General features: G+C 60.1%; 21 protein-coding genes and 1 tRNA gene. 11 read left to right on the forward strand and 11 right to left on the reverse strand.

Translation table 11 applies throughout. The annotated features are described in order from the left end of the window. The first annotated feature begins 51 nt into the window (after positions 1 to 51). Entirely contained in the window at positions 52 to 1,836 is a 1,785-nt protein-coding gene (locus VC212_RS06960; RefSeq protein WP_055848836.1) for an autotransporter domain-containing esterase, read from the forward strand. Between the two features lie 116 nt (positions 1,837 to 1,952). Next, positions 1,953 to 2,026: transfer RNA gene (locus tag VC212_RS06965), tRNA-Gly, on the forward strand. Between the two features lie 386 nt (positions 2,027 to 2,412). Here VC212_RS06965 and VC212_RS06970 read toward each other — a convergent pair. Further along, the gene (locus tag VC212_RS06970; RefSeq protein ID WP_323514596.1) at positions 2,413 to 2,859 is read right to left on the reverse strand and encodes a helix-turn-helix domain-containing protein; all 447 of its coding nucleotides are present in this window, start codon (positions 2,857 to 2,859) and stop codon (positions 2,413 to 2,415) included. 173 nt (positions 2,860 to 3,032) lie between these two features. On the opposite strand from VC212_RS06970, the gene VC212_RS06975 reads away from it, so the two are divergent. After that, positions 3,033 to 4,214, forward strand: a complete 1,182-nt coding sequence (locus tag VC212_RS06975; RefSeq protein WP_323514810.1) for an MFS transporter — start codon at positions 3,033 to 3,035, stop codon at positions 4,212 to 4,214. A gap of 189 nt (positions 4,215 to 4,403) precedes the next feature. On the opposite strand, the gene VC212_RS06980 is transcribed toward VC212_RS06975, so the two are convergent. Then, the gene (locus VC212_RS06980; RefSeq protein ID WP_323514595.1) at positions 4,404 to 4,808 is read right to left on the reverse strand and encodes a hypothetical protein; all 405 of its coding nucleotides are present in this window, start codon (positions 4,806 to 4,808) and stop codon (positions 4,404 to 4,406) included. Between the two features lie 293 nt (positions 4,809 to 5,101). Here VC212_RS06980 and VC212_RS06985 point away from each other — a divergent pair, with 293 nt between their 5' ends. The 4 genes from VC212_RS06985 (at position 5,102) to VC212_RS07000 (ending at position 8,725) form a co-directional block, all read left to right on the forward strand. Beyond that, positions 5,102 to 6,394 carry an acetamidase/formamidase family protein gene (locus VC212_RS06985; protein ID WP_323514593.1) on the forward strand — a complete coding sequence of 431 codons (1,293 nt, stop codon included), beginning with the start codon at positions 5,102 to 5,104 and terminating at the stop codon, positions 6,392 to 6,394. A 352-nt stretch (positions 6,395 to 6,746) separates the two neighbouring features. Then, positions 6,747 to 7,292, forward strand: coding sequence for a hypothetical protein (locus VC212_RS06990; RefSeq protein WP_323514591.1), 546 nt, complete (start codon positions 6,747 to 6,749; stop codon positions 7,290 to 7,292). Positions 7,293 to 7,851: 559 nt separating this feature from the next. Continuing rightward, positions 7,852 to 8,244: a hypothetical protein gene (locus VC212_RS06995; protein WP_055848853.1), complete on the forward strand. Its 393-nt coding sequence runs from the start codon at positions 7,852 to 7,854 to the stop codon at positions 8,242 to 8,244. Between the two features lie 88 nt (positions 8,245 to 8,332). After that, a complete protein-coding gene (locus tag VC212_RS07000; RefSeq protein WP_055848856.1) occupies positions 8,333 to 8,725 on the forward strand; it encodes an H-NS family nucleoid-associated regulatory protein in 393 nt (130 codons plus the stop codon). Between the two features lie 556 nt (positions 8,726 to 9,281). Here VC212_RS07000 and glgX read toward each other — a convergent pair. Next, a complete protein-coding gene (gene glgX, locus VC212_RS07005) occupies positions 9,282 to 11,414 on the reverse strand; it encodes a glycogen debranching protein GlgX (RefSeq protein WP_115554437.1) in 2,133 nt (710 codons plus the stop codon). 470 nt (positions 11,415 to 11,884) lie between these two features. Here glgX and rimK point away from each other — a divergent pair, with 470 nt between their 5' ends. From rimK to VC212_RS07025, 4 genes are all read left to right on the forward strand, one after another. Further along, positions 11,885 to 12,790 carry a 30S ribosomal protein S6--L-glutamate ligase gene (gene rimK / locus VC212_RS07010; RefSeq protein ID WP_167455844.1) on the forward strand — a complete coding sequence of 302 codons (906 nt, stop codon included), beginning with the start codon at positions 11,885 to 11,887 and terminating at the stop codon, positions 12,788 to 12,790. A 225-nt stretch (positions 12,791 to 13,015) separates the two neighbouring features. Beyond that, positions 13,016 to 13,456 carry a hypothetical protein gene (locus VC212_RS07015; protein ID WP_055848865.1) on the forward strand — a complete coding sequence of 147 codons (441 nt, stop codon included), beginning with the start codon at positions 13,016 to 13,018 and terminating at the stop codon, positions 13,454 to 13,456. Positions 13,457 to 13,480: 24 nt separating this feature from the next. After that, positions 13,481 to 14,158 (forward strand): response regulator transcription factor, encoded by a 678-nt coding sequence (locus tag VC212_RS07020; protein ID WP_003490678.1) that lies wholly within the window; start codon positions 13,481 to 13,483, stop codon positions 14,156 to 14,158. After that, a complete protein-coding gene (locus VC212_RS07025) occupies positions 14,151 to 15,485 on the forward strand; it encodes a HAMP domain-containing sensor histidine kinase (protein ID WP_055848868.1) in 1,335 nt (444 codons plus the stop codon). The genes VC212_RS07020 and VC212_RS07025 overlap by 8 nt, the downstream gene beginning before the upstream one ends. Positions 15,486 to 15,620: 135 nt before the next feature. On the opposite strand, the gene VC212_RS07030 is transcribed toward VC212_RS07025, so the two are convergent. The 8 genes from VC212_RS07030 to VC212_RS07065 form a co-directional block, all read right to left on the reverse strand. Next, complete coding sequence (locus tag VC212_RS07030) at positions 15,621 to 15,914, reverse strand: type II toxin-antitoxin system RelE/ParE family toxin (protein WP_161556511.1); 294 nt, start codon at positions 15,912 to 15,914, stop codon at positions 15,621 to 15,623. After that, a complete protein-coding gene (locus VC212_RS07035) occupies positions 15,911 to 16,060 on the reverse strand; it encodes a hypothetical protein (RefSeq protein WP_323514590.1) in 150 nt (49 codons plus the stop codon). Before VC212_RS07035 ends, VC212_RS07030 begins: the two co-directional genes overlap by 4 nt. A 132-nt stretch (positions 16,061 to 16,192) precedes the next feature. Then, entirely contained in the window at positions 16,193 to 16,597 is a 405-nt protein-coding gene (locus VC212_RS07040; protein ID WP_323514589.1) for a SymE family type I addiction module toxin, read from the reverse strand. Between the two features lie 430 nt (positions 16,598 to 17,027). After that, the gene (locus VC212_RS07045) at positions 17,028 to 17,480 is read right to left on the reverse strand and encodes a hypothetical protein (protein WP_323514587.1); all 453 of its coding nucleotides are present in this window, start codon (positions 17,478 to 17,480) and stop codon (positions 17,028 to 17,030) included. Further along, positions 17,481 to 21,632 (reverse strand): DUF6531 domain-containing protein, encoded by a 4,152-nt coding sequence (locus tag VC212_RS07050; protein WP_323514809.1) that lies wholly within the window; start codon positions 21,630 to 21,632, stop codon positions 17,481 to 17,483. A 290-nt stretch (positions 21,633 to 21,922) separates the two neighbouring features. Next, positions 21,923 to 22,543, reverse strand: coding sequence for a dephospho-CoA kinase (gene coaE, locus VC212_RS07055; protein ID WP_323514586.1), 621 nt, complete (start codon positions 22,541 to 22,543; stop codon positions 21,923 to 21,925). 13 nt (positions 22,544 to 22,556) lie between these two features. Then, positions 22,557 to 23,420, reverse strand: coding sequence for an A24 family peptidase (locus VC212_RS07060; RefSeq protein ID WP_055848873.1), 864 nt, complete (start codon positions 23,418 to 23,420; stop codon positions 22,557 to 22,559). A 6-nt stretch (positions 23,421 to 23,426) separates the two neighbouring features. Continuing rightward, positions 23,427 to 24,683, reverse strand: coding sequence for a type II secretion system F family protein (locus tag VC212_RS07065; protein WP_323514807.1), 1,257 nt, complete (start codon positions 24,681 to 24,683; stop codon positions 23,427 to 23,429). Positions 24,684 to 24,972 lie beyond the last annotated feature (289 nt).

A 24,972-nucleotide genomic window follows, 5' to 3' on the forward strand; every position in this document is an offset into this window, starting at 1 on the left:
TTTCAAGCAGGCACTCCCATGGCTTCAACACTTCGCCCGATCCGCTCCCTGATGGCCGTTGCCATCGCTATCGCGGCCACCCCGGCCATGGCCGAGTCGGCCTTCGACCAGACCGTCTTCTTCGGCGACAGCCTCACCGACAGCGGCTACTACAACCCGCTGCTGCCGGCCGCCTCGCGCGCAGTCACCGGCAAGTTCACTACCAACCCGGGTTGGGTGTGGGCCGAGTATGTCGGCGACCACTTCGGCACCAACGCTGCGCCCAACGGCAATGGCCAGACCGGCGACAACTACGCTGCCGGCGGCGCGCGCATCCAGGCCAGCTCGGTCAGCGCGCTCGGCGCCGCCCCGTCGGTGACCAGCCAGATCAACACCTACCTCACCGCCAACGGCGGCCGCGCCAACCCGAATGCGCTCTACACCGTGTGGGGCGGCGCCAACGATCTGCTCGCCGCCGCCGCCGCGCCGGCACAGGCGCAGGCCATCATCGGCAGTGCAGTGACCGCTCAGGTCGGCGCCGTGGCGACCTTGCAGAATGCCGGCGCGCGTTACGTCATGGTGCCGACCATTCCGGACGTCGGTATCACCCCGCGCTTCCGCGCTGGCGGCGCCGTCGCAATGGCCCAGGGCACCGCCGCTGCGACCACGTACAACACCGCGCTGTTCAACGGCCTGCAGTCGGCCGGCCTGCGTGTGATCCCGGTCGACACCTTCCACATGCTGCAGGAAATCGTCGCCGCACCGGGCACCTTCGGCTTCACCAACGTCACCAACACCGCCTGCAACCCGGCCGTGCCGCTGCCTGCGTGCAACCCGACCAGCCTGGTCGCGGCCAACGCGCAGAACACCTATGTGTTCGCCGACGGCATCCACCCGACCACCGCGGTCCATCAGATCCTGGGCCAGTACGCGATCTCGCTGCTGGAAGCGCCGCGTCTGCAGCAGGTGCTGACCCATTCGGCGCAGGCCGGCGGCCGCGCGCGTGCCGACCAGGTGGCTTGGCATCTGGACGGCAAGCCGGACGCGGATGGTCTGCGCTGGTGGGGCAGCGTGCGTGGCGACATGCAGCGCTACGATCACGCCGATCTGTACGACGGTATGGCGCCGGCCGGCCTGTTCGGCGTGGATTGGAGCGCTGGCGACATGGTGTTCGGCGGCTTTGCCGGCTTCGGCCGCATGGACGCCGACTTCGGCAACCGTAACGGCAGCTTCAAGCAGGACGACACCACCCTGGGCGGCTTCTTCGGCTGGTACACCGGCCCGGTGTGGGTCAACGCGCAGGTCAGCTACAGCTGGCTGAGCTACGACGTCGACCGCGAAGTCCAGCTTGGGCCAGCCACGCGTGTGCATAGCGGCTCGCCGGACGGCAGCAACCTGACCGCCGCCGTCAACGCCGGCTATTCGCTGGGCGAAGGCAACGTCAAGTACGGCCCGGTGGTCGGCCTGACCTGGCAGAAGCTCAAGCTCGACGGCTACACCGAAAGCAACGAGAGCTCCACCGCGCTGGGGTATGCCGACCAGGATATCGACTCGCTGGTCGGCCGCATCGGTTTCCAGGTGCGCCTGGATGGCGCGGCGGTCAAGCCGTACGTGCAGGCGACCTACGACCACGAGTTCAAGGACGGCGGCGAAGCCAGCGCCTGGCTGCAGTCGATGCCGGAAGTGGGCATGTACACCGTGCCGGGCCAGAACTTCGACCGCAACTACGCCACCGTGGTACTGGGCGCGCGTACTGGCCTGTGGGGCTTGCAGAGCAACGTGGGCCTGAGCACCACCACTGCTCAGCGCAGCGCCCGCGATGCCACCTTGTTCGTGAACTTCAGCGGCAATTTCTGAGTGCGCCGACTGGCTTGGTAGCACTGAGGTAAGAGACGAGGGCCGGGCAACCGGCCCTCGTCACGTCTGCGCATTGCGCCCGACACCTGCACCCGCCTAAACTCTCCCCACGCCAAGCGGGCGTAGCTCAATGGTAGAGCTGTAGCTTCCCAAGCTACTGACGAGGGTTCGATTCCCTTCGCCCGCTCCAGAGCTGCCGCCAAGTCTCTAAGTGGTTGACTGGGTCGGGTAATTCGGCCGATTGATGGTTCCGAGCGATGCCCCTCAAGGTATCAACCTTGCCCAAGCCTCTGATGATCTCGCGCTCGGCCGGTCCGTATGCGCGCTTCTTTATTCCTACCGATCTTCGAGCCCTGATTGGCTCGCGCTATCTTGCCCGATCGTTGGGAGATCATCGCGGGCGTAAGCGCCCCGGATAGATGACGGCCAAGCGGGTAGTCGTGCTTCCAGGCGCGATGATTAGCGCTTGAACGTGAGATTTAAAAAGTCCTGCGAAATATAGGCTTTTTAACGTCGGAGACATGGGGCGAATACTTCATCATCATCGAAGAAATTTTTGGCAATCAAAATTCTTCCTCAGATTATTTTACGAACCTGGGTAGAAACAGGCAGCAGCGTAGAGCCGTCTTTTGCCTGGAGCGTCATGCGTGGGACCTTCTTGCCCGTGCGCTTGTCGATCAGCACCGAATGACGTTCGCCTTGCTCAAACAGGTGGTGTTCACCCCACTGTCGCAGTGCCACCACGACGGGGAACAGGTTTTCTCCCTGTGCTGTTAGCACGTACTGCTGATAAGCCGTGCCGTCAGATGCATCTTGCATTTCAAGGATGCCCGCATCGACCAGCTTGCGCAGCCGATCGGACAGGATGTTGCGCGCCGCACCCAAGCTGCGCTGGAAATCGCCGAAGCGGCGAACACCATCGAAGGCATCGCGCACGATCAGTAGCGCCCATCGGTCTCCGATGAGATCAACCGAACGTGCAACCGGGCAGTGTTCGTCAACAAAGCGTTTTCGGGGTGGCATAGCGTCTCCGCGGCCGGTCAATAGTGGATCAATCAAGTTGCACTTTAAAACCGGATTGCCTAGCATTCAAGTAGTCTTGATTTGAAACTGGATTGAATGTGACTAAAAACACGGGGATTTCTTCTGCATCACCGCTACCGTCACTCGGCTGTTCAACGGTTCCGTCTGCGAACATGCCCCGCCACTTGGTTTGGCTGTTTGCTGTCGCAAGCGGACTGAGCGTGGCAAATGTCTATTACGCTCAGCCGCTGCTTGACGCGCTGGCCAGAGACTTTGGCATCAGCTATGCGGCGATTGGCGGGGTCATTACAGCCACTCAAATCGGTTGTGCGCTGGCATTGTTGCTGCTGGTGCCGCTAGGCGACTTGGTGAATCGTCGTCGCCTGATGTCGATGCAGCTCCTGGCGCTGGTGATCGCACTTGCCGTTGTGAGCATTGCGCGATCTGCGCCTGCACTGCTGGTAGGCATGCTCGTCGTAGGCTTATTGGGCACAGCGATGACGCAGGGACTGATTGCCTATGCGGCCACTGCCGCCGCGCCCCATGAGCGGGGCCGCGTGGTCGGCGCAGCGCAAGGCGGTGTGTTCATTGGCCTGTTGTTGGCGCGGGTGTTTGCCGGTGGTGTAAGCGATTTGGCAGGCTGGCGCGGTCTGTATTTCTGCGCTGCTTTGCTGATGGTTGCGATTGCACTTCCGTTGTGGCGGTCGCTGCCAGCTTTACCGTCGACGTCCCGGACGATGACGTACCCGCGTTTGATCGCTTCGATGCTGACGCTGCTGCGCCGGGAAAGGATCTTGCACGTGCGCGGCATGCTGGCGCTGTTGATGTTCGCCGCATTCAACATCTTCTGGAGCGCGCTGGTGCTGCCGTTGAGCATGCCGCCTTACCGCTTCTCTCATACGGTCATCGGTGCATTCGGTCTGGTCGGTGTGGCAGGTGCCTTGGTCGCTGCGCGCGCTGGACAATGGGCGGACCAGGGCCATGCGCAGCGCACCAGTGCAGAAGCGCTCACGGTGCTGCTGCTGGCTTGGTGGCCGCTGTCGCTGATGGAGTGGTCATTGTGGGCGCTGGTTATTGGCATCGTGCTGCTCGACATGGGCGGGCAAGCGCTACATGTCACGAACCAAAGCTTGATCTTCCGCACCAGGCCAGAGGCGCACAGTCGGTTGGTTGGCCTCTACATGCTGTTCTATGCCGTCGGTAGCGGACTGGGTGCAATCGGCGCGACGGTCACCTATGCCCGAGCAGGTTGGCAGGGTGTGTGCGTGCTAGGCGCGGCAGTCAGTCTTTTGGCGCTGCTGTTCTGGTGGGCGACAAGGCAGTGCGATACCACCATTGCGTGCGTCGAGTCCTGATCGGGGCCATTTCTTGCGCACGTTCGCGGGCATGGCGCAGCGCATTGAATCGGGAGCACGCATGTCGAAAGATGCTGGGTTCGCCGGACGATGTCTCGACGTGATCTTGGCTTGGCACGGGCTCATCAGCACTGACGAACCAAGCTAAAAGCGAAAACGTCCAAGGCGCTGACAGTTGACTACGCTTATCTAACGACCGCCCTGAAATTTGAATGTGAAACGAGCAACGGATGCTGGGACGGCCTTCCCACCAATGGGCACAGGGGTCGCGTCCACTAGCGTCAGCATGCCATCGGCCACAGAGACGGGAATACCCAACGTAAGGTCGACTTGCGTGGACCAGCCGCCGCCAAACACGGTCGCCCTGACAATCATCCGTCCAGCGTGGATGCATTGAACGTTGGCCGGGCAACGGCTGTCCTCAATGACGCGGTCGGGACGCACCCTGGGACCGTCGACGGCTGCAATCTCTCCCAGTCGCACAGGCCCTTCAATGGGGTGATTAGTACCGGCGCCCGACGCCATGCACCCAGCAAGTGAGAGGACAAGCAGTGGTGCAAACGTCAAAGCGCGAAGGGGACGACTACGTTTCATGGCGATGTTCCTGCTCACGTGGCTTGGAGGCGCAGACGCCTGCCCTGGATCGTCATCTGCGGGGTAGGGCAATAGAGTTCCAGTTAGCGCGCCGCTCGGAATCAGGAGGGGCATTGCATGCGTGGAGTGCTTGAACTCATCGTCCGCCAGGCGTGTTCAATGTTGCAAGCTGCGCGTTGACCTCAAGGGTTTGGTCGCTTTGCAGGGTGCCCAAGTTCAGGGGCACGTTGTTATCGAGTTACCAGTCACGGTGTCCGCTAGTATCGCGATGTCTCGTCCACTGAAAACATCTCATGCCGATCTCCCGTCTTACCGCTGTGTTCCTCGCCGCATCGACCGCTGCGATAGCGGGCACGACGCACGCAGAGACGTGGATCGTCCGCACCGATCTGTGGGGAAATCCCGTGTTTTCGACCCTCTCAATTGATCGAACGGGAAACCGGATCAGCGGCGACCTGGACGGCGACACGATTGACGGTGGCGCTAGCGGCGATCGGTTGACGCTGACTGCGACCGATCGCCAGCAGCGCACCTCGCGCTACGTCCTGCGCCTCAAGGGCAAGGAGCTGACCGGCACGACGGAGGGGCCGGACACCAACGATCCCGCCGCGCGCGCCACCCATGCGGTGACGGGCTGGCGTGTGCCCGATCGCGATGGCGGACCGCGCACAGTGGAGTTCAGCCCGACCGACTATTCCAACACCTGGAATGCTGATCGGAGACCGGTGCTGATCGTCTGGCCGGGCGATACGATCCACACGACGACGGTCGATTCCGGCGGAGTCGACGCGCAGGGCAAAACCAGGGCGCTGTTCGGCAATCCGCAGACCGGCCCGTTCTTCGTCGCAGGCGCACAGCCCGGCGATACGCTGGCGGTGCATATCCGCCGCCTGAAGCTCAACCGCGACTGGGCCGACAGCCTCGACTCGATCGTTGGGCGTGCGCTCGGTGCAGCGTTGGTGCCGGAAGCCGCTGCCCTCGGTAAGCCGATCAAGTGGCGGCTCGATCGCGAGACGGGGCGTGCACGTCCTGAAAACGCGACCGGCCCGCTCGCCGGCTACTCGGTGCCGGTGAAGCCGATGCTCGGCGGCATGGCGGTCGCGCCGGGCTTCGGGATGCCGGCAATCTCGACCGGGGACACCGGACGCTTCGGAGGGAATATGGACTTCAACGAAGTGGTGGAAGGCAACACCGTCTACCTGCCCGTGCAGCAACCCGGCGCGCTGCTCTATTTCGGCGACGCCCATGCGCTTCAGGGGGACGGCGAGACGACGCAATATGCGCTGGAAACGTCGATGGACGTGACTGTCACTGTTGACCTTATCAAGGGGCGCAGCGTGTCGATGCCACGGGTCGAGTCGCCAACCCAGATCATGGTGCTGGGTCAGGCAGGATCGCTCGACGAGGCGCTGAAGTCCGCTAGTACCGGCATGGTCCAGTGGCTCCAGCAGGATTACGGGCTGACACTTTCGCAGAGCGCGCAGGTGCTGGGCACGGCGATGCACTACAGCATCCCGAACCTGGCCGGTCGCAGCGTGGGAGTAGCGGCAAAGATCGACAAGGCCCTGTTGCCGGCCAAGCCATGAACCGATGGGGCAGGGTGGAGTTCCGTCTCCATTGAACACACTCAGCTGAGATGGCCGCGCTGCGCCGTTGGTTGCGCTGCACGTTGTGCGTATCAGGGCCTCGCAACGTCATCGCGCACGGGCCGCGGCGATGTCTGTGGTTCGGTTTAGTTGCGACAGCGCGGGCCGACGGCGTCGTTGCATTTCAGTACGTGCTGATGGAGACCGCCAGATATGCGCTTGGCGCTATTCCGATGTCTTGACGTGGACGCGTTGGCGATAAGGGCGCCGCCCGACGCCGATTTCAGTGCCGTTCGGGATCGGCGGTCTAGCGTTCGTAGCGCACGGATGTCCGTGTATTCCGGATGCTGTCATGTCTGTCGCACGCAATCGTTTGCCTTCGATCATCGTTGCATTGGGTGCCATCATTTGTGCGGGGCCGGTATTTGCGGCCTGCCAGCCAGGGCCGTTTGCTGTCTCGCTGCCTGCGCAGCGCCTCGACGAGCGTTTGCAGGAGCTGGCCCACGTTACCGGATGCGCGGTGGAAGTGGATCCGTCACTGTTGCAAGGCAAGCGTGCCGCTGCATTGACAGGGTCCTTGACCGCCGATCAGGCCTTCATTGAATCGGTGCGTGGCAGCGGCCTCGAAGCTGGGCCGGCCGATGACCATTGGCGGGTCAATCAGGCGCAGCAACTGTATTTTGCCGAGCGGGTGGAGACCTTGCGCAGCGCGATTGCGGATGCACGCAAGAGCAAGTCGATGACGCCCGTGCGCGCAAAAAAACTGACGGCGTACCTGTCGAAGATTGCTGCGGACGTTCCCAAGCTTGTACGCGAGCAAGGTTTTCTCAGTGCGGCAGAGCGGGCCTCTTATGCGCGCATGCTGAAGGAAGTGGAGCAGTCGTTAGAGAAGGTGTGAAAAACTTACGGCGTGGCGAGTGAAATGAAACTTTGCTGGATCCAGGCGCTAACCCTGCTGAAAATCAACTACTTCCGCTTAGTCACGGTGGCCTAGGTTGTTGGTCGAACGCGCATTGAAGAGTTGTTCAGAGGTTGCTTGGTGCGGTGATTCATCGCAACGATGAGGTGTGATGTGGCGGCTCGTGATTTGGCAGCTTTCGTCAGGCCGATTCACCGAGTTTTTGATTCAGGGATGGGTGGGACCTATTGCATGTGCATGTGCAGTCTCTGGCAGCACGGTGGCGGATCCAGCCCGATTTCAAGGTGGGTGGCGATCGGTTCGGCGCACCCTGATGGGACCTTTTCAACCCATGTCGTAGGCGTGCCGCGCTGCGGATGATCCCAGGCAGTTCTTCCCTATCGCTTCGATATGTGGTGTCAATGACATCGATTGCAGGCTTGCAATCGATACAAAAAGTGCGCCACAGCTTCGTCTTTTTCTTCCGCAGGGTCAGGAACCTCCTGATTGAGAACGCGTCCCATGACGACCATAGTGACTGCATCATTGAGCGGACACCATGAAGACTACTCACTCCCAGCTGGTTGGTGCTTTGATCAAAGGCATGCGTCGCGCCGAATCTGCGCGTGTCGCCTCGATTGCCTATCGCACCGGGGGGGCGGATCAGACGCATGTGTGTGGTACGCCGGACGATGCCAGCAAGGTGATTGAGATGTTCAAGCTCGATGCCGACCAGGTCCGCCAGATCGGACTGGTTGGGGTCGAGGAGCTGGGCGAGGCGGTCTGTCACGCGTGGTCGATCAACGCCGGGCAGCTAGACCGGGTGGTGCAGTGGTTCACCGCCCCCAGGGTGGAATTTGTCGGCAAACACTGCAGCGAGCTGATCCGGGCAGGCCGCATTGGGCCGGTGCTGACCATGGCCCGGGAGCACGCCTTGCTGCGTCATCGCTGAGCGCCAGCAGACCCGGTGTGGGCTGGGCGCTTTACGCTAGACGGCGTAGGGGCAATACTCGCTGACCCGTCCAACCTTAGTTTCGTCAATGCGCCAGGTTCCGCCCGCTTCACCCTCTGCCGCCGCCAAAGCCCAATTGCTGGAAGAGCTGCGCAAGCTTGAGCAGGAAGAGGCGCAGCTCAAATATGCCCAGACCCTGGAAGCCTTTGACCAGGTCGTCGAGGTGCTGACCCAGTTCGGCGGCCGATTCAACGCAAAGCAGAAATCCCAGATCGCCTCGCTCGCCATGACCGGCAAGTCCAAGGGGCCGCTGTCGTCCACTGGTGAGGTGGTGGCCAAATACTGGATTCCGCATTCTGGTGAGACCTGGTCCGGCCGTGGCCGCACACCGCGTGTCTTCAAGGCCTGGGAAGGCACCAGTTCCTACAAGGAATGGAAGTCCAAGCATCCGGACAAGCGTTTCCCGCTCTATCCGGGGTGAGTTTTTCGCGGATTTGGCGTGCTTGTGGCGTTCTCAATGCGAGCCGCGTCGGTTAGCTGCGTGCTTACCTACTCGATGCGTGCAGTATTGCGCTGGGGGCGACTGCCGATTCGGCCTTTCGTTTGATCGGTTGCAGTGAATGCGTGAGCTGACCGGCTCGCGATAAGCGTCGCTGTGGGCGCGAGCGGATGACGCAATCAGAATGTCAGCGGACGTTGGCCGGTAGTGAGACGGCGTGTTCGATGTATCGATCGCTAAGCGCCAATCAGCACATAGGTCATGCGCTGCAGATCGCCGTGTTGATCGCCGGAGATCTGCATGCTTCTGCGGAAATACCCGGATTCAGACAAGGCACGGCATCGCAGAGTCGACGTATGTCGCGCAGCAAGATTGCAAGCGCGCCCGCGAGTTGGTGCCAGTGCGATCACCGCTGGCATGACACGGCTGCTCGCCGACACGTCCCACCTCCTCGTTTCGCGAACGAAACACCGCAGCACACCAAAAAGCTCGCCGCCCACCATGCCGGCGGACAGCGAGCCTGATTACTGCTCAATCGTTACTGATCGCTCTTACACTCGAAGACCGACACGCTGCGCGGCGGGGCCAGGAATTCGCTGGCGCCAGCCGGCATCATGTCCACTTCCAGCGCTTCATCGGTCGACAGCACCAGCTTCCAATGCACCGGTTCATCAGCGGCAGGCAGGGTGAAGGTCACACCCTCGTGGTAGGCGTTGATGACGATCAGCAAGGTGTCGTCGTTGGCCAGCTCCTTGACGCCGGAGGTCTGCGCCTTGCCTTCCAGCAGCAGGCCAACCGAGCGTGCACCCGCATCGGTCCAATGCGCGTCTTCCATTTCGGTGCCGCCTGGATTGAGCCAGGTGAGATCGCGCAGGCCAGCCTCTTCGTTGTATTGCCCATTGAGAAAGCGTCCGCGCGACAGAATCGGGTAGCGCTTGCGCAGCGCGGTCAATGCCTTGACGAAATCGGTGAGCCGGCCATCGGTCGGGTCGTTTTCCCAATCCAGCCAGGTGATCTCGTTGTCCTGACAATAGGTGTTGTTATTGCCGCCCTGGGACTGCGCACGTTCGTCGCCGCTGAGCATCATCGGCGTGCCTTGCGACAGCAGCAGCGTCGCAAGCAGATTCTTCATTTGCCGCTCGCGAAGTTGCAGGATGTCGGCGTTGTCGGTCTCGCCTTCTTCGCCGTAATTGCAGGAGCCATCGTTGGACGATCCGTCGCGGTTGTCTTCGCCGTTGTCGATGTTGTGCTTTTCGTTGTAGCTCACCAAGTCGCGCAGGGTGAAACCGTCATGCGCGGTGATGAAGTTGACCGAAGCCCACGGACGGCGGCCGCGGCGATCGAACAGATCGGCCGAGCCGGTGAACCGGGTTGCAAACTCTGCCAGCTTGCCATCTTCGCCCTTCCAGAACTCGCGCGCGTTGTCGCGGAACTTGTCGTTCCATTCCGACCAGCCCGGCGGGAAGTGACCCACCTGATAGCCGCCCGGGCCGCAGTCCCACGGCTCGGCGATGAGTTTGACTTCCGACAGCAGCGGATCCTGATTGCACGCATCCAAGAAGCCGCCACGCTGGTCGAAACCGCTCGGCTCACGTCCCAGGATGGTTGCCAGATCGAAGCGGAAACCGTCCACGTGCATCTCGCCTGCCCAGTAGCGCAGGGAGTCGTTGACGAACTGGATCACCCGCGAATTGCTCAGATTGAGCGTGTTTCCGGTGCCGGTGTCGTTGATGTAATAGCGCTTGTCTTCGGCAAGCCGGTAATAACTGGCGTTGTCGATGCCCTTGAACGACAGAGTCGGCCCCAGCTCGCTGCCTTCGGCGGTGTGGTTGTAGACCACATCCAAAATCACTTCCAGACCCTGCTTATGCATGGCCTTGACCATGTCGCGGAACTCGTCGCGGTGGCCGCTGGATAGGTAACGCGACTTCAACGCAAAAAAGCCGATGGTGTTGTAGCCCCAGTAATTGCGCAGGCCCTTGTCCAGCAGATGCTGATCATCCAGATACGCATGTACCGGCAATAGTTCGACGGCAGTGATGCCCAGGTCCTTGATGTACTGCAGTACCTGCGGCTGGGCGAGACCTGCGAAGGTGCCGCGCACCGCCTCGGGCACCTGCGGGTTGCGCATGGTGTAGCCGCGCACGTGGGTTTCGTAGATGACTGTCTCGTTCCACGGCTTGAGCAGCCGCGCATCGTCGCCCCAGTCGTAGGTGTCTTCGACCACCACGCACTTGGGCATGAACGGCGCACTGTCGCGCTCGTCGAAGCTCAGGTCGCCATCCGGATGACCGACGGTGTAGCCATACAGTTCGTCGGCCCAGATCAGATCGCCTTCGAGCTCGCGGGCATACGGGTCCAGCAGCAGCTTGTTGTGATTGAAGCGGTGGCCTTCGGTCGGCGCGTAGGGGCCGTGCACACGGTAACCATAGCGCTGGCCCGGCTTCGCATCGGGCAGATAGCCGTGCCAGATTTCGTTGGTGTATTCGGGAAGGTCGACGCGGGTTTCGTTGCCCTGTTCGTCGAACAGGCACAGTTCCACCCGCGTGGCATGCGCGGAAAACAGCGCGAAATTGATGCCTTTGCCATCGAAGACGGCGCCGCGGGGAAACGGGCGTCCCTGGCGGATGCGGGAGGGGTTGGCATAGGCCGCGCTTGCTGGACGTCGCATGTAGAGTCTCGGGTGCGCCGGCATGCCGGCATTGAGGGGACGCAAGCATTGCGGTTGTTGCTGTGCAAAACGCGTTACGGCGACACGGGTATGGCGTGATGGCGCGCCGCCGAGGCTTCGCACCCTGCAGCGCGCTGTGATCTGGCACAGCGGCGGCGTTCGCTTTTGGCGACCGTGGCCCCTATCGATCATGGACGAGCACTGCGATGCCGCGTCAGCTATGACAATGTGCAGTGGTGGATGCAGCGCGGTTTCCCGCTGCTTGAGCGCTGCGCGTGCGCCCTGCTAGCATCGATCCGGTTGCAGCTGCGCATCCTTGCGTCGTTGCAACACGTGCCGAGGCGCTATCGCGTCTCCATCCTCGGGGCCGTCGCACACCAGTTCAACCGTTGCGAGCAGCGCACAACGCGCCCGCGCGGTCGGCCGGCAGAACGTACGGGCTTGGGCCACCTCGTCATCAGACTCCGATCATGTCCAGGCCGCGCCGTGTCCCTGCTGCGATGAAAATCGCGATTCTTTCGCGTAACAGCAAGCTGTATTCGACCCGACGGCTTATCGAGGCTGGTCGCAAGCGTGGCCACACCGTACGTATCCTCGACCCGCTGCGGTGCTACATGCGCATTGCCGCCGATGGCTTCAGCCTGCACTACAAGGGCAAGCCGATCACCGGCTTCGATGCGGTGATTCCACGCATCGGCGCCTCGGTCACCCGCTATGCCACCGCCGTGCTGCGCCAACTCGAATTCATGGGCACCTATACGCCCAATCCCTCGGACGCCATCCTGCGTTCGCGCGACAAACTGCGTGCGCATCAACTGCTGGCGGCGCAGGGCATCGACATGCCCGTCACCGTGTTCGGCGACAACCCCGACGACACCCAGGACCTGCTCTCCATGCTCGGCCCGCCACCGCATGTGGTGAAGTTGAACGAGGGGGCGCAAGGCGCCGGGGTGATCCTGACCGAGAAGGCCAGCGCGTCGCGCGGCGTGGTCGAGGCACTGCGCGGGCTGTATGCCAATTTCATCGTGCAGGAGTTCATTGGCGAAGCCGAAGGCGCAGACCTGCGCTGCTTCGTGGTCGGCGACCGCGTCGTCGCAGCGATGCGCCGCCAGGCGGCCGAAGGTGATTTCCGTTCCAACCTGCATCTTGGCGGCACCGCTGCGGTGGCCCAGGCCACCGAGCAGGAGCAGCAGGTGGCGGTCCGTTCGGCACGCGCGCTGGGCCTGGCAGTGGCCGGCGTCGACCTCATCCGCTCCAAGCGCGGGCCGCTGGTCCTGGAGGTCAATTCGACCCCTGGCCTCGAGGGTGTGGAAGGCGTTTGCGGCGTGGATGTGGCCGCCAGCATCATCCAGCATCTCGAGGAATCGGCCCGTTGATCGGAGATCAACTGTTTTTAGCGAAAAATTAACGGAACTCTAATCCTTTGCTCGCTAGCCTCTGTCGACCGTAGCTCCGCTCTCGGCAGTGACGGTGATCGGGATGAACTTTTGGCCCAAGTGCGGTGTCGCACTTGGGCCTTTTTATGGATGGCTTGCCGCTTTTGAGGTTCGCGTCTACATTTGTTAAATGTTAAATCGGGTCAGACATAAGGAAGCGTCCGCATGGCAAGGCAATTAGGCGTTCTGGTGTTGCTTCTCGCCATCTGTGCTTGCAGTTCTGCATCGGCAGCAGTGATCGATGCTGAAAAGCCTTTCAAGCCACAGGCCACGCAAGTGCGCTCTGATCTTGAAGAGGGCGACAAGTACTCCGAGATCAGTCAGGAAGAGCGCGCTAAGGTGTTTGCGGCACTTGATCGGATGGACAGGGCGCTCGACGCGCAGCCTGACGTCCGAGCATTGCAGCCAGACCAACAGGCGGCGGTGCGTAACGATCAAGAGCTTGTCACCAGAATTTTGACCCGGGCGGGCGAAGATAGCCGGCTGATCTGTCGGCGCGAGCGCGCAACTGGTTCGCAGATGAGTACGAAGCAGTGCATGACAGCCGCCGAGCGCCGCCGTCAGACGACTGTGAGTCAAGACCAAATTTCTCGGCGCCAGCGCTAAAAATAGCTTACCAACGAGGTTCCAGTGCGAATTCTAGTAATTGAAGACAACAGCGATATCGCCGCCAATCTGGGCGACTATCTTGAAGACCGTGGCCACACCGTGGACTTCGCAGCCGATGGTGTGACCGGGCTGCATTTGGCAGTGGTGCACGAGTTCGACGCCATCGTGCTCGACCTCAACCTGCCCGGCATGGACGGCATCGAGGTGTGTCGCAAGCTGCGCAACGAAGCGCGCAAGCAGACGCCGGTGCTGATGCTGACCGCCCGCGACTCGCTGGACAACAAGCTGGCCGGCTTCGACTCCGGTGCCGACGACTACCTGATCAAGCCGTTCGCGCTGCAGGAAGTGGAAGTGCGCCTCAACGCGCTGTCGCGTCGCGGCAAGGGTGTGCATACCCGCGTGTTGGAAACCGGCGATCTGGAATACAACCTGGACACGCTGGAAGTGCGTCGCCGCGGCAAGCTGCTGCAGCTTAATCCGACCGCGCTGAAGATCCTGCAGGCGTTGATGGAAGCCTCCCCGGCGGTGGTGACGCGGCAAGAGCTGGAAACCCGTGTCTGGGGCGAAGAACTGCCCGATTCAGACTCGCTGCGCGTGCATATCCATGGCCTGCGTGCAGTGGTCGACAAGCCGTTCGACGTGCCGATGATCCAGACCCGTCACGGCATCGGTTATCGCATCGCTTCGCCTGATGCCTGAAAGTAACAGCAGCGTGCGGCCCGCCCGTAGGCGTGGCCGCTACCGGCGGCGCCTGCGCAGCCGCATCATTCTGTCGTTCGTGTTGTTGGGCTTTTGCCTGACAACACTGTTCGCCTTCGCCACCAACTGGGCACGCGCGCGCGTGGAAAACCAGTTGGTCGAAGACGTGATGAATCGCAACATCGACGCTTTTGCGCAGCGGTTCTATTCCGACCCGCTGCGCAATCCCGATCTGCCCGTGCAGCAGATGCGCGGGCGTGTGGTCAAAAGCGACAAGTTCGAAGCGCTTCGCCTTGAGCAGCCGGAGTGGTACCAGTTTCCGGATGGCATCCACACCATCTCCGGCGTGGACGAAAGTGGCAACGCGTACTCGTACAAACTCGCGGTGCGCAAGACGCCCAGCGAGTGGTTCTTCCTCGCTTACGACATGACGCAGACGCTGCGTGGTGAAATTCAACTCAAGCGCACCTTGATGTTGTCGGTGCTCGTCTTCAGCGGGTTTTCGTTGGTGATCGGCTGGTGGTCGGCTTCCAAGGTCATGCGCCCGGTGTCGGATCTGGCGGCCCGCCTGCGCGCCTACCGTGGCGGCACCAGCGAGCCCAAACCGTTGGCAGCGCATTTTCCGGACGATGAGGTCGGCCAGCTCGCCGAAGCATTGGACGACTACTCGGCGCGCCTGACCGAGGTCGTGCAGCGCGACCGCGAATTCAACGCCGACGTCAGCCATGAGCTACGCACCCCGCTGGCAGTGATCCGGGGTGCCACCGAACTACTGCTGACCAAGCCCAATCTGGATGAAAAGGTGCTGCAGCGGCTGCAGCGCATCCAGCGCGCCGAACTGCAGTGCAGCGATCTGATCGGCTCGCTGCTGCTGCTCTCGCGCAACGAACGCGGGCAGGGCAGCAGCAATGTGGCCAAGGTCGCCGAACAACTGATTGATTCGCATCGCGCCCAGCTCGGCGGCAAACCGCTGGAGCTACTGCTGGAAGGCGAGCGCGACCTGGTCATCGACGCGCCAGAATCCGCCCTGTCGGTGGCGCTGGGCAACCTCATCGGCAATGCCGTCAAGTACACCCAGGACGGCCAGGTGCGCGTGCGTGTGCGCGGCGACTGCGTGGAAGTCATCGACTCCGGCCCCGGCCTGAGCGAAGAAGACGCAGCCAAACTCTTCCAGCGCGGCTACCGCGGCACTCACGCCGGCCACTCGCAAGGCGGCGGCATCGGCCTGTCGATCGTCAGCCGCCTGTGCGACCTGTACGGCTGGCGCGTGAGCGTTCGCCCAGGCCAGGAGCGCGGCGTCATCGCAACGCTGGCGTTCCATCGCTAACCACGCACACGCTTGCGTAGGAGCGCACCCGGGCGCGAGGGCGTTACATGGATGGCCCGACGACACAATAGATAATATCTTCCCTTGCGCGACCCGCAACGCATTGCCCGGCAGTTCAGACCAGTCCACAGGCACTCAACGTTGCAGGTCGGTCAGGTCCGATGGCATCAGCTGGCGGTAGTGCAGCACCGTCAGGATATCCACCTGCGTTGGCGTAACGCGGTAGATCAAGTCGGTAAGGGCGTTCCAGCAACTCCCGCACTTCAGCGGGTGCAGCGCTCTGCCCATCGCGGGCGAATGACCCGGCTTCAATGCGCGCCGCGCCAGGGCCACTGTCACCGCTTTCGCCATGGATGGTGCATGCTCTTTCAGATAGGTCTGGATTTCCAGCAGCCTGACGTGGGCGCTTGGTGTCCAATACACCCTCACGCAGACAATTCAAGCTGTCGAAGCACATCCTCAGCAGCAATCAACTGCCCGCCATCTGCCTCTTCGATCCCCTTTTCAATAGCCCGGTGCAGTGCGGCTTGGTAGATCAGGTCCTCCCAGCGTGCATCTTCCGGCAACGCATCCACCAGTTGGTGAGCTTACTGTTTGAAAAGAGCGGACACGGCAGGCACCTCACGAAGAGTCGGTTAGATTCTAGTCCCCAGCTGCGGCAGAGCCAGAACCGCTGGGGATGATCGCCGTATGCGGAGCGCAGTCGCTCATGGCGTGTGAGCGCGTACAACCGTCACCACCAACTCACCCTCGCGTGCGGTGATCTGCAGTTTGCAGCCAACCGCAAACCCCAATTGCTCCAGCCACAGCCCGCGCAAGCGCACGCTGGGAATGCGCTGGCTATGCGGCCGGCCGGGTTCGGCCTCGTAGAACGCATAGCCCACCGTGCAGCGCGTGGGTGTGCGCGCCTTGCGGGGTTGGCGCGGCGGCAGATCGTCCACGCGGCGCTTGGGGCGATGGTCGAAGTCGAGGTTGTCCAAATCGAACGTGGGCGAGGGCACCAGCCGCACGGGCTGCGCGTCCTTTACCGGCGTGGCTGCTCGCTTGGCGGTAGCGGCGCGCTTGGCGTTCGGTTTAGTCCGCTTGGCGGTTGAATACGGCGCCCGGCTCATCGCCTCACCTCCGCCAGCACCATGGAGTGAAGATGCTTACCCATTTGCACTATCGATACATTTGCCATGACAACGCCTCCTTCCAAGAACAGGCACCGTCGCCGGCTGGCGACGGGATGTCGGGAGGTTAGAAACCGTGCATAGTCGGCGGGCGTATTCCTCCCGAAGGAGTGTTGTATTAGCCGCCCTCCCGACGCAGGCATCGCGTCGGCTTGCGCCTGCAAGCAGGAACAAAAAAACCACCAGTTTGACAGAGGTGGGTACCGCTACTAGAGGAGTTTCTACGCTCCTTGAGGTGAAGGGGGCTACTAGTTGATTGGAAAGTCAACTGTCTTTATACGAGGTGTTCCACACTATCAATAGCTTCACAGGCTCGTGCCATTTCTCGGAGAATTTATCGCTCGGGATATCTGGCGCGCGGAATAAGTAGTTACGTCTCATCGGGCAATGTTAATGGCAGGGGTGGGACTTTAATTATATTTATATTATTTATTGTGGTGCTTTCTACTGGGACTTTGAGATGAATTGATTTTATTTCACTTTTTTTAGCCGAAAGGCTGAGATTTCTGAGTTTGCCCTTGCACTCGTCTCCCTGTGAGTTAATTCCACTAAATGTACGAAATCTGAAGTGAATTAAAAATTCTCCTTTGGAATTCGCTTTGGAAATTGCAGGGCCTGCAGGTTCACCGTTTTCAGTCCATGCAACGCCGACTAAAGCATCGGCAGCCATACTTCCATCTTCATTAATGATTGATCCCGTAACAGCATAGTATTTATCAAGGCATTTTGCTAATCCGGGGGTTGCAAAAAGCGCCATTAAAATGCATGTGGCCATTCTAATAATAAATAAAATTTCTGCTGGTTTTTTTATTGTGGTTTTCATTTACTTATTTTTGTACTTTGCAAAGTTTCCGCCGCAGCCAAAGCACTTTTGTTCTATATATTCTGATCGCGTTTCATTTGCGCCACGTCCTCCGGACCAGTTTCGCCCCAGATGATTTGCCTCGTGGGCGAGCGTGGCTGCAAGTTCACAGGTGCTATTAAAGGCGAGTGGGCCGATTTGAATTGTGCTGTCTTGGAATTGCGGTGCATAGCCTAGGCCTGCCATGAGGCCTGGATTATAAACTACAGTCATAGTATTTAGTTTTTCAAGGATGTGCTCACGGTCCGAGCTGTTCATGAAGTAATCTTCCAATCCCTCATAGCACTGGCCCATATCGCACCTGCGTATTTTTTCACGGGCATCAGCTAGGGCGAGCAAAACTTGAGTCTGTCGTGGAACGCTGAAGCCAACAAGGTGCGCTAGCCCCGTGGGGTCGACATTAACGTGAGGGGATGAGCCGACGTATGAATATGTGGAAGGGCCGGCCTCAAGTCCAATCGGATCACTCTGCCCATATCGCCCAGTCGCCGCCTCATAGTCCCGGAAGTAATTCTGACTCAACCCACTCGCCGCATCAAACCGCTGCCCCGGGAAGCGCATATCCAACACCAGCGCCGCACCATCGCCATCAGGATCCTGATTCGGCGCGGTGTTGCCGAAGGCTTCGCCCTTCAAGCTCCATGTCCATACCGCCACATCGCGGGTGGGGTCGATGACCACGCGCGGGCTGCCCAGGTGATCGGGTTCGATGTAGTGCAGTTTGTTCGCGTTGGCGAGTAGGCCGACCGGTAGGTCGTCCAGCCAGATCGCTTGCTGCTTGGGCGCGCCGTTGCTGTCATAGTCGCCCAGCCAGTGGCCGGCTTCATCGTAGAGCGTGTAGGTGTTGGCGGTGCCGAGGAAGCGGCGCACCTGCTCGCCACGGCCGTTGTAGCGGTAGTTCATGGTCACCGCGCCAGCGCGGCGGGCCTGGGTCATGCGGCCGGTGGTGTCGTAGGTGTATTGGCGCGCGGTGCCGCCGATGGCGGTGGTGTTGCCGGTGGCATCGTAACTGCGGGCCACACCAGCGACGGCGCTGAGGCGGTGGCTGTCGGTCGGGTAGGTGTAGGCCTGGGTGGCCGCGCCGACCTTTGCGCTGAGACGGTTGCCGGTAGCGTCGTAGCTGTAGCCGTCGATCAGGGTGCCGGTGCTACCGTCCTTGAGGCCGGTCAGGCGGCCCAGCGTGTCGTAGCCCAAGCCGATCTCCGGGGTCGGATTGCCGGCAGGCGTCAACGCGGTGAGGTTGCCGGCCGGGTCGAAGCCGAAGCCCACTTCCAGCCCGCCGGGGCGAGTGTCCTGGATCGCCTGCGGGCGGTAGTCCAGGTCGTACTGGCGGGCGAGGGTGCGGCCATTGCCATAGGTCCAGCCGGCGGTGGGGCCGAACGGGTAGTAGCTGGCGTTGCCCAGCACCACCTGGCGGCTATCGCCTGCCGGGGTGACGCCCACTTCCGTGGTCTGGCCTTGCGCGTTGCGCACGTAATCGACCACTGCGCCATCCGGGTAGGTCATGCGTCGCAGCTGGCCGCCGACGGTGTAGTCGTAGCGCAACACCAGCGCCTTGCCGTTGCTGGTCTGCACCTTGCGCACCAGATCGCCGAAGCGGTTGTAGCAGTACTGGGTGATGGCGCCACCGTCCTGCATTTTGGTGAGGCGACCGATGGAGAAGGTCTCCCCACTGGTGCAGGCCGCCTGCGTTACATCAAAGGTATAGGCGACATTGAGGCTGGTGGTGGGGTAGGTGACCTTGGTCAGGCGATTGAGCGCGTCGTAGCTGTAAGCGGTGGTGGTGCCGCGCGCGTCGGTCTGGGTGGCGCGGTTGCCGGCGCTGTCGTAGCTGTAGCTGGTGACGCCGGTGTCCGGGCTGGTGAGCTTCACCAGATCGCCAAAGCCGTTGTACTCGTACTTGGTGTCCAGGCCCTTGGGGTCGGTGACCTTGGTGAGGTTGTCCAACGCGTCGTAGTCGAATGTGGTGTCGGCCTTGATGCCGGCCACATCCTGCAGCGTGCGCGACAGCCGGTTGAGCGGGTCGTACTCGCTCTGCGTGGCGGTTGCCAACGCATCGGTGACCTTGGTGGCGTTACCGTTGGCGTCGTACTCGAAGTCGGTCGGATCGCTGGCCGCGGTAGCCTGGGTCTTGAGCTGGCCAAGCTGGTTGTATACGCGCGAGAGCGTGCGCTTCAACGTGCCTGCCGCATCTTTGGTGTCTTCCTTGATGCGATTGCCGGCATTGTCCAGCGTGTAATGCACGGTGTTGCCTGCATTGTCGGTAATGTCGGTCAGCCGATGCGCCGCATCGTAGGTGAAGGCAGTGAACGCGCCATCGGGCTGGGTGACCTGCTTGACCAGGCCGGTGGGCCAGTAGTCGATGCGGGTAATGCGGTCATCGGCCTCGCTGGACGCATCGCTTCCGCGCACCTTGCTGGCGGTCAGCCAACCGCGCGGGTGGTAGCTGTAGTCGGTGACGATGCCATTGGCGTCCTTGATGGACAGCGGCCGGCCGGCGCCGTCGTAGGCGAGGTGCTCGGTAGTTTGGCCGAGGGCGTTGGTGACTTTCCAAAGATCGCCTTTGCGGTAGGGACATGTCGCAGAAGAGGATGCGCAACGTGCCTCATCGCTCGCGTAGTAAGCGTAATCGACGCTGCGCGGCGCGGTCTGTTCGCCTGTGACGAAAGAAAGCACTAGACCTACCTGTGGACAGCGCCCTGCATCCACGTCCGTCTGCTCACAATAAGAGGAGAACGAAACTCGTTCGCTGCCACCGGTGGAATCGACACGGCGTAACGCAGTGACTTGACCTCTGGCGTTATATGTCGACGTGCTTTGTCTGACACTATTGCCGAGGAGATCGCGCGTCGTACTTTCCAGGACACGGCCAAACGATGGCTCACGGATATACGTCGTTGTCCGCTGTCCTGGGCTGCCCTTGGCTTCGGTCATCACCAGATCCCTGCCACACTCGTCTTGATCGTGGTCGGTGATGTTTCCCGCACCGTCGCGATGCTCGTTCAGATGTCCATTTTCATCGTAACTCCATGCTTCGCTAGACAAAGTGCAGCTAGGACAGGATCTGGAGCTGTTTGTCGCAGTCCTGATGCCGCTATAGGTTGTGAAAGAGCGGTAGTTTAATGCGCCAGAAGGCTCGACAATTTTTACGTTTACGCTATCCATATAGCTGACGTCGTAACGGTCACTATTGACGCCATGCATCGATGTTATCGCCCGGCCATCGGTGTCATAACGATACGTCGCATAACGCTTGGATGTCTCATCGATGATGCCGGTGAGCGCGTTAGCCAAAGAGGCGCCAGAGGTTTGTGCCGGTTCGCCATAGAGATAGGTGGCAGTATCGCCGCCAGGATACAGAACTGACGTCAGGTGATTTTCCGAATCGTATGTAAACGTATGAATCCCGCCATCGGATCCGACTAATCCGGACAGTCTTCCAAGTGTGTCGTAGTGCAGTTGAATCGAGCGCCCTTGCCAGGAGGCAATCTGGCTTGGACGCCGTGCAGAGGCGGTTGCATAGGTCAAATGAGTTGTGAGGCCATCAAGTTGCTCGATGCGTAACAGGCGGCCAGTTAGATCGTATGCTTCGGTGGCGCCGTCCTTCCGTTCTTTGAAGTGCCACTCGACGGTAGTGCCAGTCGCATCGCGGGCTTCGGCCAAGGAGCTTGTCTGCCCGCTGTCAGGTAACCACTTTCCGCTTGGTTGCCAAAAGAACGTAATTGATCTGCCGTCAGGGCGCTTTGCGTATGTAATCTTGCCGCTGGAGTTGTCGCTCGGAAAGACAATTCTGGACGAATAGCTGTGTGTCCATCCTATGCCAAGCCCAGCATCCGAGCCGGTTGTGGAGCTATTGTAGTAGCGGACAAAGCCAAGCCCAAATGGGCCATTGATGTCGACGACCTGTTGGAACTTATTGCCTGTCGCAACATTGATCGGATTGCCTACATGTGTACCTTTTGCTTGGCATTGGCCAGGTCCAAGGTTCAGTTCTGGCTCGAACGGAGCAGCTGGCCACTCGAATCCGCCATAGCCAACACTCCAGCCGTAAGGACAGTTATCACAGCTCTTGAGAAAAATGGCACCTGTATAACCATTTGCGCTTGGGGTGATACGCTCGCAGCGATATTGGGTTGCTTTGAATGGAACGACTCTTGCGTCTTAATTAATTTTTGCATTGGCAAGGCACGCCACATAGGCCGCTGACTGTGTCGGATAATCCTGTGCCTGTGCGATGCTGGTTGGCAGGCCAAAGAATGCTGTTGCGGCTAGAATTATAACTAAAAAATAACGCTTCAATTTATTCCCCGAATAATATCTGCGAGACAGCGAGGTTGGAGTTGAATCCGACCACTTTGTTTCTGCATTTTTTGCAAATTTGAGATGAGATCCCGTAGCTCCGGCTATCCCTTTTTTTCCGTGGCTAGTTGGCTGTACTTCTTGTCCAATCTGCGCGCTTCATGCGTCAACTGCCTAAGTTGGTTGCCATTGTTATTTACTACATCGTCAGCCAGGGCTAGCCTTTGTTCACGGGAAGCCTGCGCTGCCAGCATCTGACTGGCGAGTGCGGGCGTGCTGCCATCGCGTTGCGTAAGCCGGGTGTGCTGTAGTTCAACCGATGCATCAACGACCAGGACGCGATCCAGCCAGGGGTACGTGACAAGGCCGCCCACTTCGGTCAGCAGGGGAATTGCGACGATCGTATAAGGGGCCGAAGCTTCCTGTGCGGCGCGCTGCAGTTCTGCACGAATGGCAGGATGGGTGATTGCCTCCAGCGCCTTCCGTTGGGCTGGATCGGCGAAAACAATTTGGCGTAAAGCTTGGCGGTTGAGTATTCCGTCGGGCAACAAAATGCCGGGGCCGAAGCGTTCTGTGATGGCATCGAGAATCGGCCCCGGCGCAACAACCTGTCGCGCAACGACATCCGCATCGATGACTGGCACGCCCAGTTTCTCGAACTCGGCGGCGAGGGCGCTCTTGCCGGAGGCGATGCCACCGGTGAGGCCGACGATGAAGTCGCTCATCGCCGTGCCCCGGTCAACGCAGGCCTGCGAAGTGCAGGTAGCCGTCCACCAGATCGTTGCCCCAGAAGAACACCACCCAGCCGGCGATGGCCAGGTAGGGGCCGAACGGGATCGGCGTGGCGCGGTCGCGACCCTTGGCCGCCAGCCAGATCGAGCCGAGGATAGCGCCGACCAGCGAAGAGATCAGGATGATCGGCAGGATGCCTTTCAGCCCGCACCAGGCACCGAGCGCAGCTAGCAGCTTGAAATCCCCGTGACCCATGCCTTCCTTGCCGGTGAGCTGCTTGAACAGCCACCACACGGTCCACAGCGACACATAACCGACCGCCGCACCCAGCAGGGCGGGCTTGGCCGGCATATACAGGTTGTCCATCGAGCCGACCAACCCCAGCCACATCAACGGCAGGGTCAGCTGGTCCGGCAGCAGCTTGTGGCGCAGATCGATGCCGGACATCGCCACCAGGAAACAACTCAGCACGATCGCGCCGAAGCCCTGCCAGCCGAAGCCGAACCGCCAAACGCTGGCCACGCACAGGATGGAGGTGAGCAACTCGACCAGCGGGTACTGAATGGAAATCGGCTTGCCGCTGTAACGCGACTTGCCGCGCAGCATCAACCAGCTGACGAGCGGGATGTTTTCCCACCACTTGAGCTTGTCGCCGGTGACCGGATCATGGGACGGTTCCACCACGATCCCCGGCGGTGGCGGCTCGTATAGCTCCGGTAGCTCCAGGATTTCGCGCGCATCGCGCCGCCACTGCCACTCCATGCGCTTGGGCAAGCGCAGGATCACCACGTTCAGGAAGCTGCCGATCAGCAGTCCCAGTCCGGCCGCGGCGGGAAAGCCGAGACCGGGATGCTGGTCGAGAAATGCCATGCTTCTTTATACCACCGAGCCAAGCTTGAAAATTGGAAGATACATGCCGATCACCATGCCGCCAACTATGGTGCCGATGAACACCATGATTAATGGCTCAAGTAGGCTGCTCAATGCGTCCACGGCATTGTTTACTTCCTGCTCAAAATACTCTGCTACTTTAAATAGCATAGCATCAAGTGCGCCGGCTTCTTCGCCAATAGACGTCATCTGAACCACCATGTGTGGAAAAAGATTGACTTGTTTCATTGCCATGTTTACAGGGTATCCCACAGAAACATCGTCGCGCATGCGTAATACTGCTTCTTCATAAACTTTATTGCCAGTTGCGCCAGCGACAATGCTTAGCGCTTCAACTAACGGGACGCCAGCCTTGAATGTAACTGCGGTTGTTCTTGCAAAGCGTGCGATTGAGCTGTTATGCATAATCTGCCCAATAACCGGCACCTTTAAAACTAGCCTGTCCATTCCATGTCGCATGCGCGGAGAGCGTTTGTATGAGAAGATGAATCCGGCAATCGCTGCGGCGCTAACGAGTAGCATAAGCCACCAATAAGAAACCATGAAGCGTGAAGCTGCAACGATCATCTGAGTAAATGCTGGTAGTTCTGCTCCAAATCCTTTGAATACGTCTTCGAACTGAGGTACGACAAAGACAAGCAGTATGCCGCTAACAATAATTGCTACTGCCATCACCATTGCAGGATAGAATAAGGCTTTTTTTATCTTTCCTTTAAGTGCTTCAATGTTTTCCTTGTAGTTTGCAACAGTGTCTAGAACTGTTTCAAGGACGCCTGCTCCTTCGCCAGCGCGCACCAAGTTTCGATAAAGATCATCGAATTGAACAGGGTGTCTCGAGATCGCTTCATAAAGTGATGATCCGCCTTCGATATCGCTTCGGACCTGACCAACCATTTTTTTCATGCGAGGATTCTTGTGTCCTTCGCCGATGATCTCTAGCGAGCCGACGATAGGCACACCGGACTTCATCATTGTTGCCATTTGGCGGCTAAAAAACGCGATATCTTTGGACGATATCTTTTTGCCAGCGGCGCCAAAAAGCGGCTTAGGTTTTGTTTTCACAACTATCGGCGTGATTCCTTGCCGCCTCAGCTCTGCGCGCAACATGTTTGCGTTGCGCGCAGTCTGCTCCCCCTTCATCTTGATGCCACGTTTGTCTGTACCTTCCCAGACAAAAGGCACCATCTCGTTTACGTTTCGGTCAATGGGCTGTTTCTTGATGTTGCTACGAGCGACTGACATAAGCCTTCCCCACGGCCATCCCCAGGCCGGCACTTTGCAATAGTAGCTTGTTTGCTCTGTCTCGGCATGCTGCGCGGTGGTCTGTTTGGGACCTTGGCAAGGGCAAAATCTGACCCGCAGCGTCACTTCTGTCACGGACTCGCATTTGTCAAATAAGGCGCTTTCCTGGAATGGCTTTGTCTGCAACCATTGCTTCGGGGCGTGCTTCGGTAGAGTGAGTTGGCATGAATTGTGCTTGCCTTTGATGCGCGTGTGGCCAAAAGATGTGACGTTAGTTAGCAATCACTCA

The organism is Xanthomonas sp. WHRI 8932A (genome assembly GCF_035012785.1).
In the GTDB taxonomy this organism is placed as follows: Bacteria; Pseudomonadota; Gammaproteobacteria; order Xanthomonadales; family Xanthomonadaceae; genus Xanthomonas.